Source organism: Methylophilus rhizosphaerae (assembly GCF_900100975.1).
Classification (GTDB): Bacteria; Pseudomonadota; Gammaproteobacteria; order Burkholderiales; family Methylophilaceae; genus Methylophilus; species Methylophilus rhizosphaerae.
Window position 1 is genome coordinate 171,118 of sequence record NZ_FNFX01000004.1, and the last position, 16,264, is coordinate 187,381.

At 54.6% G+C, this 16,264-nt stretch carries 15 protein-coding genes; 12 read left to right on the forward strand and 3 right to left on the reverse strand.

The window, feature by feature from the left end; all coding sequences use genetic code 11:
- Positions 1-17 precede the first annotated feature (17 nt).
- Positions 18-3,206, forward strand: coding sequence for an efflux RND transporter permease subunit (locus BLP53_RS10345; protein ID WP_091472098.1), 3,189 nt, complete (start codon positions 18-20; stop codon positions 3,204-3,206).
- On the forward strand, positions 3,196-4,686 hold the full coding sequence (locus BLP53_RS10350) for a TolC family protein (protein ID WP_091472099.1): 1,491 nt from the start codon (positions 3,196-3,198) through the stop codon (positions 4,684-4,686). Before BLP53_RS10345 ends, BLP53_RS10350 begins: the two co-directional genes overlap by 11 nt.
- A gap of 63 nt (positions 4,687-4,749) precedes the next feature.
- Here BLP53_RS10350 and BLP53_RS10355 read toward each other — a convergent pair whose 3' ends face one another.
- A complete protein-coding gene (locus BLP53_RS10355; protein WP_091472100.1) occupies positions 4,750-5,106 on the reverse strand; it encodes a DUF4186 domain-containing protein in 357 nt (118 codons plus the stop codon).
- A gap of 15 nt (positions 5,107-5,121) precedes the next feature.
- Positions 5,122-6,354, reverse strand: coding sequence for an MFS transporter (locus BLP53_RS10360; protein ID WP_091472360.1), 1,233 nt, complete (start codon positions 6,352-6,354; stop codon positions 5,122-5,124).
- Between the two features lie 315 nt (positions 6,355-6,669).
- On the opposite strand from BLP53_RS10360, the gene alkB reads away from it, so the two are divergent.
- From alkB to tmpT, 10 genes are all read left to right on the forward strand, one after another.
- Positions 6,670-7,308, forward strand: a complete 639-nt coding sequence (gene alkB / locus BLP53_RS10365) for a DNA oxidative demethylase AlkB (protein ID WP_091472101.1) — start codon at positions 6,670-6,672, stop codon at positions 7,306-7,308.
- A 194-nt stretch (positions 7,309-7,502) separates the two neighbouring features.
- A complete protein-coding gene (gene hpf, locus BLP53_RS10370; RefSeq protein WP_091472361.1) occupies positions 7,503-7,829 on the forward strand; it encodes a ribosome hibernation-promoting factor, HPF/YfiA family in 327 nt (108 codons plus the stop codon).
- Positions 7,830-7,970: 141 nt separating this feature from the next.
- A complete protein-coding gene (gene hprK, locus BLP53_RS10375) occupies positions 7,971-8,921 on the forward strand; it encodes an HPr(Ser) kinase/phosphatase (RefSeq protein WP_091472102.1) in 951 nt (316 codons plus the stop codon).
- Complete coding sequence (gene rapZ / locus BLP53_RS10380) at positions 8,921-9,796, forward strand: RNase adapter RapZ (RefSeq protein WP_091472103.1); 876 nt, start codon at positions 8,921-8,923, stop codon at positions 9,794-9,796. Before hprK ends, rapZ begins: the two co-directional genes overlap by 1 nt.
- A gap of 39 nt (positions 9,797-9,835) precedes the next feature.
- Positions 9,836-10,246, forward strand: coding sequence for a PTS sugar transporter subunit IIA (locus BLP53_RS10385; protein ID WP_091472104.1), 411 nt, complete (start codon positions 9,836-9,838; stop codon positions 10,244-10,246).
- A gap of 10 nt (positions 10,247-10,256) precedes the next feature.
- The gene (locus tag BLP53_RS10390; RefSeq protein ID WP_091472105.1) at positions 10,257-10,526 is read left to right on the forward strand and encodes an HPr family phosphocarrier protein; all 270 of its coding nucleotides are present in this window, start codon (positions 10,257-10,259) and stop codon (positions 10,524-10,526) included.
- The gene (gene ptsP / locus BLP53_RS10395) at positions 10,527-12,278 is read left to right on the forward strand and encodes a phosphoenolpyruvate--protein phosphotransferase (RefSeq protein WP_091472106.1); all 1,752 of its coding nucleotides are present in this window, start codon (positions 10,527-10,529) and stop codon (positions 12,276-12,278) included.
- 138 nt (positions 12,279-12,416) lie between these two features.
- Positions 12,417-14,465 (forward strand): M3 family metallopeptidase, encoded by a 2,049-nt coding sequence (locus tag BLP53_RS10400; RefSeq protein ID WP_091472107.1) that lies wholly within the window; start codon positions 12,417-12,419, stop codon positions 14,463-14,465.
- 88 nt (positions 14,466-14,553) lie between these two features.
- Complete coding sequence (locus BLP53_RS10405; protein ID WP_091472108.1) at positions 14,554-14,856, forward strand: hypothetical protein; 303 nt, start codon at positions 14,554-14,556, stop codon at positions 14,854-14,856.
- A gap of 86 nt (positions 14,857-14,942) precedes the next feature.
- A complete protein-coding gene (gene tmpT, locus BLP53_RS10410) occupies positions 14,943-15,584 on the forward strand; it encodes a thiopurine S-methyltransferase (RefSeq protein WP_091472109.1) in 642 nt (213 codons plus the stop codon).
- Here tmpT and BLP53_RS10415 read toward each other — a convergent pair.
- The gene (locus tag BLP53_RS10415) at positions 15,568-16,236 is read right to left on the reverse strand and encodes an HAD family hydrolase (protein ID WP_091472110.1); all 669 of its coding nucleotides are present in this window, start codon (positions 16,234-16,236) and stop codon (positions 15,568-15,570) included. The genes tmpT and BLP53_RS10415 overlap by 17 nt on opposite strands.
- Positions 16,237-16,264: the final 28 nt, after the last annotated feature.

Sequence of the window (16,264 nt, forward strand, 5' to 3'; positions counted from 1 at the left end):
CAGAAAGCGAATCCAACATGTTAAGTATTTTTATTAAACGACCGGTCATGGCGATAGTGCTATCGCTATTGATCGTCTTTCTAGGCTTTCTTTCCATCCGCTCGCTGCCGACTTCGCAGTTTCCGGATATTGCACCACCACGCGTCATTGTGACGCTGGCCTATCCGGGCGCCAGTGCGGACGTGCTGGTGCAATCCTCGCTGATTACCATTGAACGCGCCATCAACGGTGTGCCTGGCATGAAATACATCGTGTCTGATGCCACCAGTGCCGGTGAAGCCACCATCCAGATCATTTTTGCGCTGGGTATAGACCCCAACCAGGCGATGATTAACGTCAAGACCAGGATTGACCAGGTCATGAGCCGCTTGCCGGAATTGGTACAACTGGAAGGCGTGGTGGTCGAGCGTGTGCAGCCCAGCATGCTGATGTACATCAACCTGTTCAGCAAGGATAAGGACGCAGACGAGAAGTTTTTGTACAACTACGCCAACGTCAACGTCATTCCTGAAATCCAGCGCGTCAACGGTATTGCCAGCGCCAAGATCCTGGGTAGCCGCCAGTATGCGATGCGTGTCTGGCTGAATCCGGACCGCATGCGCGCTTACAAGGTGTCGGTTGAAGACGTCATGAAAGCGATCAGCGAGCAGAGCATTATCGGCCGCCCTGGCCGCCTGGGCCAAAGTTCGGGTATTGCCGCGCAATCAAAAGAGTATGTGCTGGTGTACAAGGGCCGTTACAACAAGCCTGAAGAATATGGTGACATCATTATCCGTGCCGATGCCGAAGGCGAAGTGCTGAAACTGAAAGACCTGGCCAAGATTGAACTGGGCAGTGAGTTCTTTGATATTTACTCCAACAAGGACGGCTTCCCGTCTTCCGCGATCGTGCTCAAGCAGAACTACGGCAGTAACGCCAGTGAGGTGATTGAGAACGTTAAAAAGAAAATGGAAGAACTCAAGCCTAACTTCCCTGCCGGCATGGAATACGAAATCGACTATGACGTGTCCAAGTTCCTGGATGCTTCCATCGAAAAAGTATTGCATACGCTGTTTGAAGCGTTTGTGCTGGTTGCACTGGTGGTGTATGTGTTCCTCGGTGACTGGCGCTCTACCCTGATCCCTATCCTGGCGGTGCCGGTCTCGCTGGTCGGTGCGTTTTTCTGCATGCAAATATTTGGCGTCACCATCAACCTGATCACGCTGTTCGCGCTGGTACTGGCGATTGGTATCGTGGTCGATAACGCGATTGTGGTGGTGGAAGCGGTACACGCCAAGTTTGAAGAAGATGAACACATCACCCCCTATCGCGCCACCAGGAAAGTGCTGGGCGAAATTGGCGGGGCGATTGTCGCTATCACGCTGGTGATGACGGCGGTGTTTGTGCCGGTGGCGTTCATGACCGGCCCTGTCGGTGTGTTTTACCGCCAGTTCTCCATCACCATGGCGTCGTCCATTGTGATTTCCGGCGTTGTAGCGCTGTCACTGACACCGGTATTGTGCGCCATCCTGCTGAAAAACCAGCACGGCCAGCCTAAACGCAGAACCCCTATCAGCTGGTTGCTGGATAAATTCAACCGCTGGTTTGACCGCCTGACCGGGTATTACACCAGGTTACTGGGCAAAATTGTTACCGTGCGTACGATTTCAGTCCTAGCGCTGGCCGCTTTTGCCTTCGGCGTATTTGTGGTCAACAAAACCCTGCCGGCCGGCTTTATTCCCGGTGAAGACCAGGGGCAGATTTACGCCATTATCCAGACACCGCCAGGCTCTACGCTGGAAACCACCAACCAGGTGGCCCGCCGGCTGCAAAAAGAAGCCGAAAAAGTGGAAGGCGTTGAATCCGTTTCTGCCCTGGCCGGTTATGAAATCCTGACCGAAGGCCGCGGCTCGAATGCCGGTACCTGCCTGATCAACCTGAAAGACTGGTCCAAGCGTCATCAATCCGTACACCAGATCATCGGAGAGCTGGAAGAAAAAACCAAGGACTTCGGTGCGGTGATCGAGTACTTTGAACCGCCTGCGGTACCGGGTTACGGTGCGGCCTCCGGCCTGGCCCTGCGCCTGCTGGATAAAACCAATGGCACTGACTACCATGCCTTTGACAAAATCAACCAGGAGTTCATGGCAGCCCTGGGCAAACGCAAGGAGCTGACCGGCCTGTTCACCTTCTATGCGGCCAACTACCCGCAATATGAACTGGAGATCGACAACAAGGCCGCCATGCAGAAAGGCGTCTCCATTGGTAAAGCCATGGATAACCTGAATATCCTGATCGGTAGTACTTACGAGCAGGGCTTTATCCGTTTCAACAACTTCTTCAAGGTCTATACGCAGGCCAGCCCTGAATTCAGGCGTTATCCCAGCGATATCCTGAATTACTACGTGAAAAACGAAGAAGGTGAAATGGTGCCTTACTCCGCCTTCATGAAACTGAAGAAAATGCAGGGCCCGAACGAGATTACGCGTTACAACCTGTATAACTCAGCCACCATCCGTGCCATGCCGGCTCCTGGCTACACCAGTGATGATGCCATCAAGGCGGTGAAAGAAGTGGCCAAGACCACCCTGCCACACGGCTATGACATCGGCTGGGAAGGCCTGTCGTTCGACGAAGCGCAACGTGGTAACGAAGCCGTGGTGATTTTCGCCGTGGTGCTGATCTTCGTTTACATGGTGCTCGCGGCGCAATACGAAAGTTTTGTGTTGCCACTGGCGGTGATCCTGTCATTGCCTGCCGGCGTGTTCGGTACGTTCTTCCTGCTGAAATCACTGGGCCTGGCGAATGATATTTACGCCCAGGTCGGCCTGGTCATGCTGGTCGGCCTGCTGGGCAAGAACGCGGTGCTGATTGTGGAGTTTGCGGTGCAGAAACACAATCAGGGTATGTCTATCCGTGATGCGGCGATTGAAGGCGCCAGGGCACGGTTCAGGCCTATCCTGATGACCTCGTTCGCATTCCTGGCCGGTCTGATTCCGCTGGTCATGGCAACCGGCGCCGGCGCCGTCGGTAACCGCACCATTGGTACCTCGGCGTTCGGTGGCATGTTATTCGGTACCGTGTTCGGCGTGTTGCTGATCCCCGGCCTCTACTACCTGTTCGCAAAAATGACAGACGGTAAAGCCCTGATCAGAAACGAGGAACAGGATCCTCTGACTGAAATTTATCACTATAGCAATGGCCTGGAAGATGATGATGACGCATAACTTTAACTTACGTAAAACCACGGCCTGGCTGATGGCCGGCAGTACCGCAATGCTATTGCAATCCTGCGCGATTCCGTTCATCAGCACCAAACAGGCCGACACCACCTTGCCTGCGCATTTCCAGGGTAGCCAGGAAAATACCGAACCTGCCGGCAATAGCGCAGATATCAACTGGAAAGACTTCTTTGCAGACCAGCACCTGACCGCGCTGATTGATATCGCGGTGGCCAATAACAAGGAAGTCAACATGATGGCGCAACGCATCAGCGTAGCCCAGAATGAAATCCAGGCCCGTAAAGGGGAATACATGCCGTTTGTCGGCATCGGTGCCAGCGCCGACAAGGAGAAAGTCGGCGAATACACCCGTAACGGCGCCGTGGAAGAAGCGCTGGATGTCAAGGAAGGCAAATCCTTCCCAAAATTTGTGGGCAACTACCAGTTTGGCCTGGTGGCCTCCTGGGAGCTGGACGTGTGGAAAAAACTGCGCAACGCGACCAAGGTCGCGGTGATGGAGTACATGGCCAGCATTGAAGGCAAGAACTTCCTGGTGACCAACCTGGTGGCGGAAGTGGCCAACTCCTACTATGAACTGGTCGCGCTGGACAATGAGCTGGCAACACTGAATGAAAACATCAATATCCAGCAGAACGCCCTCGGCGTGGTGAAAGAGTTGCAGCAGTATGCCCGCGCCAACTCGCTGGCCGTGAAGCGGTTTGACGCCGAGGTGAAAAAGAACCAGAGCCGCCAGTTCGTGTTGAAACAGCAGATTGTCGAGACGGAAAACCGCATCAATTACCTGCTGGGTAGAACCTCCCAGCCGATTGAGCGTTCATCCGCCCACTTTATGACAATGCAGCCCAAAGCCATGCAGGCCGGCCTGCCTTCCGAGTTACTGGCCAACCGGCCCGATATCCGCCGGGCCGAACTGGAGTTGTCTGCCGCCAAGCTCAATATCGATGTGGCCAAAGCCAACTTCTATCCGTCATTCTCCATTCATGCCGGCCTAGGTTTCCAGGCATTTGATCCCAAATACCTGCTCTCGATGCCGGAATCCATCATGGCCTCGCTGGGTGGCGACCTGGTCGCCCCGCTGGTGAACCGTAATGCGATTGAAGCACAATACAAAAGTGCCAGCGCAACGCAAATCGAAGCGGCGTATGAGTATGAGCAGAAAATCATCAATGCCTATATGGAAGTGGCCAACCAGGTCTCCAATATCGACAACCTGGACAAGAATTACCAGTTGAAGAACACCCAGGTGGAGTCACTGACACAATCGATTGATGTCGCCAACCAGCTGTTCAAGGCGGCGCGTGCCGACTATATGGAAGTGTTGCTGACCCAGCGTGACGCACTGGATGCCAAAATGGAGCTGATTGAAACCAAGCAGCAACAGGTTTCTGCCGTGGTGAATCTCTACCGCGCCCTGGGCGGCGGCTGGAAGACGGCGGACGCGACGGACGTAAGCCAGCAGAAGTAATCCATAGCAGGGGTTCCTCTGGCGGGAGAAGGTCTGGACGACTTCTCCCGTTTTTATTGCCGGTTAATCCTGCACGCGCTGCCTTAGCCAGCGCTCCAGCACCACCACAACATACGCCTGCTCTTCCAGCGTGAGCGCCCTGCCCGCCGGGATACGATGCCATTTAAACAGGCAACCGCGGCAACAGGTCGCTGTGGCATGCTGCGCCACAAACACCGGATGCCCGCGCATGGGGGTCTGCTGGCCATCGTTGGCAATCACGGCCGGCGCCAGACGGCCGGCAATAAATGCTTCCGCATGCTCAAGGATGATTGCCAGGCCTCTCTGCTGCAGGTAAAGACTGTCTTTGTGGTTAAGATGGAAACTGGCGCGGAACCTGGAACGTTGCAGGGCTTGAAACAACTGGTCCAGATCGCGCATGGCAGGAGAGGAGCGCTAATGTAACTGCGACAGATGCAACTCGCGCAGTTTGGGTGCCTTGACAGCCGTCACGCCGACCACGGTCATCGTCATCAGGCCGCCAAAAATCACGGAAGGCACCAGGCCCATCAGCCTGGCAGCCAGGCCGGATTCAAACGCCCCCAGCTCATTGGATGAACCGATGAAAATACCATTAATGGCGGAGACACGTCCGCGCATATTGTCAGGCGTCGCCAGTTGCAGAATGGTTTGCCGCAATATCACCGACACACCGTCCATCATGCCGGAAACCGCCAGGATCGCGATAGCCAGCCAGTACGAACGGCACAGGCCGAAAGCAATCATGCACAGGCCGAAGCCGCCCACTGCCAGCAGCAGCCAGCGGCCGCTATGCTGGTGAATCGGGTGTCTTGCCAGGAAAATGCCGGTCACGATGGCACCGATGGCCGGTGCAGCGCGTAACACGCCCAGGCCTTCCGGCCCCATGTGGTATACGTCATGCACAAACGCCGGCAACAGCGCGACCGCCCCGCCAAACAGCACGGCAAACATATCCAGCAACTGAGCACCCAGCACCACCTGCGTGCGCAATACAAAACGCAGGCCTTCGCCTATGCTGGCAAACACGTGCATGGGCGCATGGCTGCGGTGTTCCTTCACGCGTAGCATCAGTGCCGCGATGGCGGCTCCCAGGGCCAGCACGGCAGAAATTTCATACGCCACATATTTATTGGCAAAACCGACCAGCAAACCACCGATGGCTGGCCCGATAATCAGGCCGGCCTGGAATAGCGAGCTGCCGAAACCGGCCGCCTTGGCTACCGAGGCGCGCGGAATAATCAGGGCAAACAGGGTGTTATAACTGGGTGAGATCAATGCACGGGCAAAACCGGTCAGGGCGACCGTGCCGTAAATCCACATGGCGGTATTGGCAGGCTGGTATTGCGTGATCACAACCATCATGCTGGCATTCAGGGCCAGAAATAGGCCGGCCAATGTTGCAAACCCGCGCCGTGAAAAGTAGTGATCCACCGCATGACCGAGAAACAGGGCACTGCTCATATAAGGAATGACTTCCGCCAGGCCGATCAGGCCGAGCGACAGCGGGTCGTGCGTTAATTCATAAATATGCCAGCCGATGGCCACCATCATCATCTGGTAGGACAGCACCATCTGGATACGGAAAGCGAGCAGTTTTGGAAAGGCATAGCCCTGATGGGCCAACATCTGACGAACGGATAAGGACATGCTGCTATTATACGCCATCGCTTTCTGCCGGCCTTCATTTACAGCGCGCCAGATTGCTCTACAATACAGCAGCGGGTGCAGGGAATCAGGCAGTAGGCAATTATGCTGATGAGCCGTCGTTGACCTCGTGCGACTCTGCCGATATAGATGGGGCGCACCCGCCATGCTGCCTGATCGAACAAGCGGACTTTCTGGCATGTACTATGCCATGCCGGTGCAGAAAAACTTGCGGCGCAAAGCACTGTCCATCCAGAATCAAGGCTTGTAAATAACCCACGCCTCCAAGGAATATTTTCCTGGTAATTTTCTATCGTGATGGACTTATTTTCCGAACAACCACCCGACTATGTGCCTCTCGCAGACGGTGCTTGCTGGCTACCCGGCTTTGCCCTGCCGGTGATGGACGAACTCTGGTCATGTGTAGCACAGCATTTACGCATCTATCCACCACAACAAATGCAGACGCCAATGGGCTATTTAATGTCAGTGACAACCAGCAGCATGGGTGACTGGGGCTGGGTCAGCAGTGCGAATGGGTATGGGTACAGCGCCGTGAACCCGGCGACACAGCAGGCATGGCCACCCATACCGCCGGTCATATTGCACCTGGCGTCAGCCGCAGCATTGAAAGCCGGCTATGCCGGTTTTGTGCCTGACAGTTGCCTGATGAATATTTACCAGGCGGGCAATAAAATGGGATTACACCAGGACAAAGACGAGAAAGACACTTCACAGCCTATCGTGTCGGTTTCCCTAGGCATTCCAGCCACATTCCTGTTTGGCGGCAGCAAACGCAGTGACAAAACACAGAAAATACCACTGCATCATGGGGATGTCGTCGTGTGGGGTGGTCACAGCCGTCGCTTTTATCACGGTGTTGCCCAAGTCAAACCTGCAATCCATCCGCTGACTGGCCAGCAGCGCATCAACCTCACCTTGAGGAAAGCGCGCTAGCCGCCGCATGACTGGCAGAATGCCAATGTTTCCCGGGCTGGGAAAAGCATGCAATTTACTGATCAGGATCAAGAACGCCGTCCACTTCCCGGTTGCATCTGTTTTGCAAAAGAGTAAACTGGACTTGTCCTATCCACCCAATTGATAAGGCAATTGCGTACAGGATGGGACTTTTTCTGAAAAAGGAGTTTGTCATGAATTTACAACTTACAGGACATCATTTAGAAATCACTCCGGCATTGCGCGACTATGTCTTATCCAAGTTTTCGCGCATTAGCAATCACTTCGACCATGTGATTGATGTCAAAGTCACCATGTCTGTTGAAAAGCTGGCCCAAAAGGTTGAAGCCACGCTACATGTTCCAGGGAACGACCTGCACGCGACCTGCACCGACGAAAACATGTATAGCGCCATCGACATGCTTACTGACAAACTTGACCGTCAAATCGTGAAACACAAGGAAAAACAGGGCGACCACCATAAATCCGGCGGCGCAGTAAAACATCAGCTTAGCGCCTGACCTTGGCTTCACATTCTCTACCCGCCCGGGTAGAGAATTCAACCTGATCCCCTTCCCGCTTTTACCTGTTTTCACCCCGCACCCGCTTATTCAGTTGTAGAATAACAGCCGACTCTTTGTTGCAACTGGCTCAGGACCTTCATGGCACAAATTTCAGTGGCCGATTTGTACAAGCAGATTCGCGGAAAACTCAAATTGAAATGGGTGGCAGGCGAATCCGGCGGCAAAAAAATCCTTAATTCCGGCACCGTGACCAAACCTTCCCTGGCATTGGTCGGGCATTTGAATTTTGTGCATCCCAACCGCGTGCAGGTGCTGGGTTGTGCCGAAATGGATTACCTCAGGAGCATGAGCATCCTGGCGCTGCAACAGGCGGTCAGCAGTTTATTTTCCACCGACCTGGCCATGGTCGTGGTGGCAAACGGCGAAAAAGTCCCACCCGCCATGCTGGAAGCCGCCCAGCAAAACGAGACCCCATTGTTCACTACGCCCATGATCAGCCCGCAACTAATGGAGCTGCTGAGCCACTACCTGGCGGTAGCGACCGCAGAAACCACCAGCCTGCACGGCGTGTTTATGGAGGTGCAAGGGTTTGGCGTGCTGATCACCGGCAGCGCCGCCATCGGTAAAAGCGAGCTGGCGCTGGAACTGATTTCACGCGGACACAGGCTGGTCGCCGATGATATCGTCGATTTCTATCGCACCTCCCCCGAACGCATAGAAGGCCGCTGTCCGGAGTTGCTACAGGACTTCCTGGAAGTACGCGGGTTGGGCATACTGAATATTCGCGCACTCTATGGCGATAATGCGGTCAAACCAACCAAGCCGCTGGATATGATGATACAGCTGGAACTGGCCAATGAAATGAAACCGCAGGATCTTGACCGGCTGAGTGCCAACCGTCAGACTGAACGCGTGCTGGACGTGGAAGTCAGCAAAGTGATTATCCCGATCGCCGCCGGCCGCAACATTGCCGTGCTGGTCGAAGCCGCCGTACGCAACCATATGTTATTGCTGCGCGGCGTCAATGCCACCAAGCAGCTGACCAAGCGACAAAAGCAGATCATGCTGAGAGAAAGCAAATTAAGCTAATGCAACTGGTGATTGTGACAGGGTTGTCCGGCTCGGGTAAAACCATCGCACTGCGCGTGTTTGAGGACAGTGGCTACTATTGCATTGATAACCTGCCGGCCACCTTGCTGCCGCACATCCAGAACCATGTGGCGGACCGCGATGCTGCCAAAGTGGCCGTCAGCATAGATAGCCGCAGCATTGCCATTGAATCCCTGCCCGATATCCTACAGACGCTGAAAGCGCAGGGCATCCACGTGCAGTTGCTGTACCTGGATGCCAGCCTGGAAACACTGGTGAAACGCTTTTCGGAAACCCGGCGCAAACACCCGCTCAGCACGCCGCACCAGGCGCTGGCCGAAAGCATCAAGCACGAGCGTGACCTGCTCTCCGGCCTGAGTGACCTGGGCCACCATGTCGATACCAGCAACCTGTCCTCTAACGCGCTGCGCAACCATACCCGTGACTGGATGTGGCAGATTGAACAAAGCTACCAGGAAGTGCGCCCACATAACCTGGTGCTGTCATTTATCTCGTTTGGCTTTAAACACGGCCTGCCGCTGGATGCCGACTTTGTGTTCGATGTGCGCAGCCTGCCCAATCCGCACTACGATCCCATCCTGCGCCCTTATAATGGCAAGCAGGTGGAGATACAGCAATTCCTGCAAAATGAACCCATGGTGCTTGAAATGCAGCGTGACATTCAGCACTATATAGAAAAATGGCTACCCAGCTTTTATCACGATCATCGCAGTTATGTCACAGTCGCCATCGGCTGCACAGGGGGGCAACATCGTTCCGTCTACCTGGTGGAACAATTGGGGGCATATTTTAAACAGCAGCATCAGGTCATGCTGAGGCATCGTGAACTGCAGGATGCTCCTGCCGCGCCCTGAAAACAGCCCCTGAGAATAACGGACTCTGAAAGTAGAATTATGATTGGTGTTTTGATTATTGCGCATGGCAGCCTGGGCCAAAGCCTGATTGACTGTGCGACGCATGTCATGGGCAACCGCCCGGGCCAACTGGATTACCTGGAAATATCCAACAGTGACGATCCTTCACTGATGCTGCCGAAAGCACAGGCGCTGGTAGAACATCTGGATAGCGGGCAAGGCGTGCTGGTGCTGTCGGATATTTACGGTGCCACACCATGCAATATCGTGACCCGCCTGCTAGCCCCGGATGAAATCGAAGGTGTTGCCGGTGTCAACCTGCCCATGCTGGTGCGGGTGCTCAACTACCGCCACGAAGGCCTGCATGCCTGCATTGATAAAGCTTTAAGCGGCGGCCGCGAAGGCGTCGTCCACTTTACCAAAACGACTTGTCACCACGCACAACAATAACTTTATTCCTATGGCCAAAATCTCCCTCGAAATTATCAACAAACTCGGCTTGCACGCGCGTGCCTCTACCAAACTGACCCAGACTGCCAGCCAGTTCAGGAGCGATGTCTGGGTGGAAAAAAACGGGCGCCGCGTCAATGCCAAGAGCATTATGGGCGTCATGATGCTGGCGGCGGCCAAAGGCAGCATCATTGACATCGAAGCCAATGGGGCGGATGAAGACCAGGCCATTGCCGCGTTACAGGCACTGGTGAATAACTATTTCGGCGAGGGCGAGTAATTGGCCAGTTTCAGTGTGCATGGCGTCGGTGTGTCCAGTGGCATTGCCATTGGCCATGCCCACCTGATTTCCCATGCCTTGCTGGAAGTCGTGCATTTTAAAATTGATAGCAAGGCTATCCCGGCAGAAATCGCGCGTTTTGACCGTGCCATCACCCTGGTCAAGCAAGACCTGGCACAACTGAAAGACCAGCTGCCAGCCAATGCCCCGGCGGAACTGAGTGCCTTTATTAACACGCATCTGGCAATGCTCAGTGATAAAACCCTGTCCGAAGCACCCAAGGCCATCATCCAGAACGAGCAATGCAATGCCGAATGGGCACTCAAACAGCAAATGGATGATATTGTTGCCCAGTTTGAAGCGATTGAAGACGCCTATTTGCGGGAGCGCAAGCACGATGTGGTGCAAGTCGTCGAGCGCGTCATCAAGGTATTGCTGGGCCACCACCAACGGGGCCCTGGCGAGAAAAAACAGCAGGTCAGGCAAGAGCGCGCCATGATCCTGGTGGCGCATGATATTTCACCGGCCGATGCCATCCAGTTCAAGCACCACCAGTTTGCCGCGTTTATTACCGATGTCGGCGGCATCACTTCACACACTGCCATCCTGGCGCGTAGCCTGAATGTGCCTTCGATTGTCGCCCTGCAACGCGCGCGCGACCTCATCAATGACGGCGAGCTGATGATTGTCGATGGCACGCAGGGCGTGGTCATCGTAAATCCCGGCCCTGAAGTGCTGTCCGAGTACCAGCTCAAGCAGAACCAGTGGCAACTGGCCCAGCAGAAACTGCAACGCATCAAGACCACCAAGGCGGTCACCGTCGATGGCATCAGCATAGACCTGCTGGCGAATATTGAAGTACCGGAAGACGTGGTCAGCGCCAAGGCGGCCGGTGCAGTAGGTGTGGGCCTGTACCGGACTGAATTCCTGTTTATGAACCGCAAGGAAATGCCGGGCGAGCAGGAACAGTTTGAAGCCTACCGGCATGTGGCCGAAGCCATGAAAGGTTACCCGGTCACCATACGTACCCTGGATATCGGTGCCGACAAACAGCTGAACCCGGATGAAATTGTCACCGCCACCAACCCGGCACTGGGGTTGCGTGCCGTGCGTTATTGCCTGGCCGAACCACATATTTTCCACACCCAGTTCCGCGCCCTGCTGCGCGCCTCGCATTACGGCAACGTCAAGATTCTGATTCCCATGCTGTCGTCATTGTCTGAGCTGCGTCAGTCCAAACTGCTTTTGCAGCGAGCCAAAGACTCATTACGGCTGGAGAATATTCCGTTTGATGACCAGATCATGCTGGGCGGCATGGTTGAAATTCCGGCAGCGGCCATCAACGCCGAAGCATTTGCACAGGAGCTGGACTTCCTGTCGATAGGCACCAATGACCTGATTCAATACACGCTGGCGATTGACCGGGCGGATGATGCGGTCGCACACTTGTACAATCCCTTGCATCCGGCAGTATTGCGGCTGATCCAGCTCACGATACAGGGCGCGGAAAAACATGGCAAACCAGTCTCCGTCTGCGGTGAAATGGCGGGGGATACCAGGCTAACGCGCCTGCTGGTGGGCCTGGGCATGCGCCAGCTCTCCATGCATCCATCCCAGATCCTGAGCGTGAAATCCCAGATCCTGCAATGTGAAGAAAGCCTGCTGGTAAAACAGGCAAAAAAAATCCTGTCGCTGACAGACCTGGAAAAAATCGAACCGCTGGTCAAAAAGTTCAATGGCGAGCTGGCTTAAATCAACGCCTGCTACGGCAGCAGGCCCTTGATTTAACAAAACTCATCACCATCATCAATATATACAATTATCCAGGCGTGACCATTTGGCGAATAATCGCCATCACACCGAATAAGCACCCTATTAAAGGACATTGTCGTGAGCACCAATCCATTATGCAGTTTTACCGGCCTGCCCAGGTTTAATGAAATCAAGCCAGAGCACATCTCACCCGCTGTAGACAGCCTGTTGGCAGAAGGCCGTACGCTGGCCGAACAACTGGCCACCGCCAGTACAGTGCCGAGCTGGCAGAATTTTGTGCAGCCGATGGAAGATTTCTCGGAAAAACTGTCCCGCAGCTGGGGACCGGTTGGCCATATGAACGCGGTAGTGAATACGCCGGAACTGCGTGAAGCCTATAACGACAATCTGGCGAAACTGACCGATTTTTATAGCGACTTGTCACAGGATGAGCGTTTGTACAATAAATACAAGGCCATCCAGGCCAGTTCGGAATACGCTTCCTTAAGCCCGGCACAGAAAAAGATCATAGAAAACGAAGTGCGTGGTTTCAAGCTGGGGGGTGCCGAATTGCCGCCAGCAGAAAAAGCCCGCTTCAAGGAAATTGCCGAGCAGCTATCCAGGCTGGGCAGCAAGTTTGAAGAAAATATCCTGGATAGCACCAATGATTTCAAGCATATGGTGGCAGATGCGGCCGAACTCACCGGCCTGCCGGAAGATGCCTTGCAGGCAGCGGCCGAAGCCGCTAAAGCCGATGGCCAAACCGGCTACCTGTTCACCCTGCATTTCCCGTCTTATATGCCGGTCATGCAGTATTGCGACAACCGCGCCCTGCGTGAAACGATTTACCGCGCCTATGCCACCCGCGCCTCAGAATTCAGCAAGCCCGGTGAAGACGGAAAACCCAAGTGGGACAACACCCAGTTGATTGCCGACCTGCTCAAGCTGAAACAGGAAGAAGCGCAATTACTGGGTTTCAATAACTACGCAGAATTATCACTGGCGACCAAAATGGCCGAGTCGCCCAAGCAGGTGATTGAGTTCCTGGACACCCTGGCCAAACGCGCCAAACCTTACGCCGAGAAGGATATGGCGGAGCTGAAAGCCTATGCAGCCAAACTGGGGTTCAGTGATATGCAAGCCTGGGATGTCGCCTATGTCAGCGAAAAACTGCGCCAGGAAAAATATGCGTTTTCCGACCAGGAAGTGAAACAGTATTTCCCGGAAAACAAGGTGCTGGCTGGCCTGTTCAAAGTGGTGGAAACCATTTTCGGCGTGCAGGTACGCAAAGTGGATGCGCCAACCTGGCACAAGGACGCGAGTTTTTATGAAATCAGCAACAAGCAACAACAGCCGGTTGCCTATTTCTACCTGGACTTGTATGCCCGCAATGGCAAACGCGGCGGTGCCTGGATGGATGAATGCATTACGCGCCGCAAGACTGCGAACGGCATTGAACTGCCGGTGGCCTACCTGACCTGCAATTTCTCCGCCCCGCTTGGCGACAAACCAGCGCTCTTCACGCACGACGAAGTCATCACACTGTTCCATGAGTTTGGTCACGGTTTGCACCATATGCTGACCCAGGTCGAGGAATACAGCGTATCCGGCATCAAGGGCGTGGAGTGGGATGCGGTCGAACTGCCCAGCCAGTTTATGGAAAACTTCTGCTGGGAATGGGACGTATTGCGCCATATGACGGCGCACGTAGACACGGGCGAACAATTGCCACGTGCACTGTTCGATAAAATGGTCGCGGCCAAAAACTTCCAGGCCGGTATGCAGACCGTGCGCCAGATCGAGTTTTCATTGTTCGATATGCGCCTGCATAGCAGTTTTGACCCGGCAGGCAGGCAAACCGCGCTGGATGTGCTGGAGCAGGTGCGCGATGAAGTGGCAGTATTACGTCCACCAGCATGGAACCGCTTCCCCAACAGTTTCAGCCATATCTTTGCCGGGGGCTATGCCGCAGGCTATTACAGCTACAAATGGGCCGAAGTGTTATCGGCTGACGCGTATAGCCTGTTCGAAGAACTGGGTGTCTTGTCCGAAGTGGCTGGCAGCCGCTTCAAGGATGAAGTGCTGGCCCAGGGCGGCGCCCGCCCGGCGATGGAATCTTTTGTCGCTTTCAGGGGGCGTGAACCGAGTATGGACGCACTATTACGACACAACGGCATGGCCAGCTAATTTAAAACCAGCGCCAGGGAATATTGTTTCCTTGGCTTTTTTGTTGCGTTCACTTAATCTGTCGGTACTGGTATTGCAAGGATCAAACATGCCCCGTTTATATGCACTGATATTACTTGGCCTGCTGGTTTCGTCCGCGCATGCCGCCAGGGAAGAGGCCGATGATATTCAAGCCAAAACGCCAGAGGGTGATGAGGTCGTACTGCACGCCAACGGATACTGGGAATTCAAGGACGCCCAAAAAGCGGCGGCGGCCAACATCAAAGTAGAGCAATTTGAACGCAGCAACAGTTGCCCGCTGGGAATGCGCCCCAGCTTCCTGGGCATTGGCCGCTGTATTGCTTATGACGATCCGCTGCTCAAACGCGGCTCGTTAAAACCCCGTTCATAGCGGCAACCGCGTACACACACGCCCAGTCTTTCTTGGTGTTTTTCTTGCACTGCTTCATTATTCTGGCCCACGATTAGCGACCCAGCATGCAACATGACTTCTGGCACAACCGCTGGCAAACCCAGCAGATTGGTTTTCACTTAAGCGAGGTGAATCCACTGCTACTTGATTATTTCGCAACCCTGTCACTTACCGCCGGGCAACGTGTATTCATCCCGCTCTGTGGCAAAACACTGGATATCCATTGGCTGCTTGCACAAAACTTCCAGGTTGTGGGCGCAGAGTTAAGCCAGTTGGCTGTTGATGCCCTGTTTGCAGAGTTAGGCCTGGTGCCTGACATCATTCAGGCCGGGGAGCTGCGGCATTACCAGGCGGCCAATATTGATATCTTTCAAGGGGATTTATTCGCCCTGGACCAGGCGACCTTAGGCAAGGTAGATGCCATTTATGACCGTGCGGCACTGATTGCCCTGCCGCCAGAGATACGCAATCGTTACAGCCGGCATCTGGCCAAAATCACCGCCACCGCTCCGCAATTATTGATCAGCTTTCATTATGACCAATCGCTGGTTCAGGGGCCGCCCTTCAACGTAAATGCCAGCGAATTAACAGCCCTGTACGGCGGGAACTACAGGATTACCCTGCTGGCGGAGAATAATTTGCCCACTGGTTTAAAAAGGCAATACCCGGCGCAGGAAAAAGTCTGGCTGCTCACTCCGCTTGAATAGCACAGCCCGCCAGGGCTTCGTGGTGATCCAGCCAGTGTTGCAAACTCTCCACCACCTGGTGGGCATGACCGCGTACCAGCTCGCTAGGCTGGCGCAAATCCGGTACCACCACCACGCGCAGGCCTGCGGCAATCGCCGCCTGCGCGCCCAACTCACTGTCTTCAAAGGCAATACACTCATCTGCCGGCAATCCCAGCTTCTGCAAGGCCAGCAGGTAAATATCCGGATGCGGTTTACCGCGCGTGACTTCCTGCCCGCTGGTAACATGGCTGAAATAATCCAGCACACCGGTATGCGTCAGCCTGTGGGTGATATGCGGCATTGGCGATGAAGAAGCCACACTGCATATAATGCCTTGCGCCTGGTAAAACTGTAGCAGCGCCTGCGCGCCAGATTTCAGCGGGAAGACATGGTTGCAGGCGTCCAGATAGGCATTCAGCCCCTGCATCACCTGCTGGAAATTTTCTTCACTGCCCAGTTGCTGCGTCATCAGGCGAGTGGAATCCGCCCAGATGCGCCCGACCAGCTCCACATATTCGGCCTGGGTATAGGTAATACCGATACTGGCGGCCGCTTGAATGCAGCCCTGCATAATCACGCGTTCGGAATCGATCAGCAGACCGTCCATATCAAAAATTGCCGCTTTAATCACCTGGGAACATCCAACAGAAAACGTTATT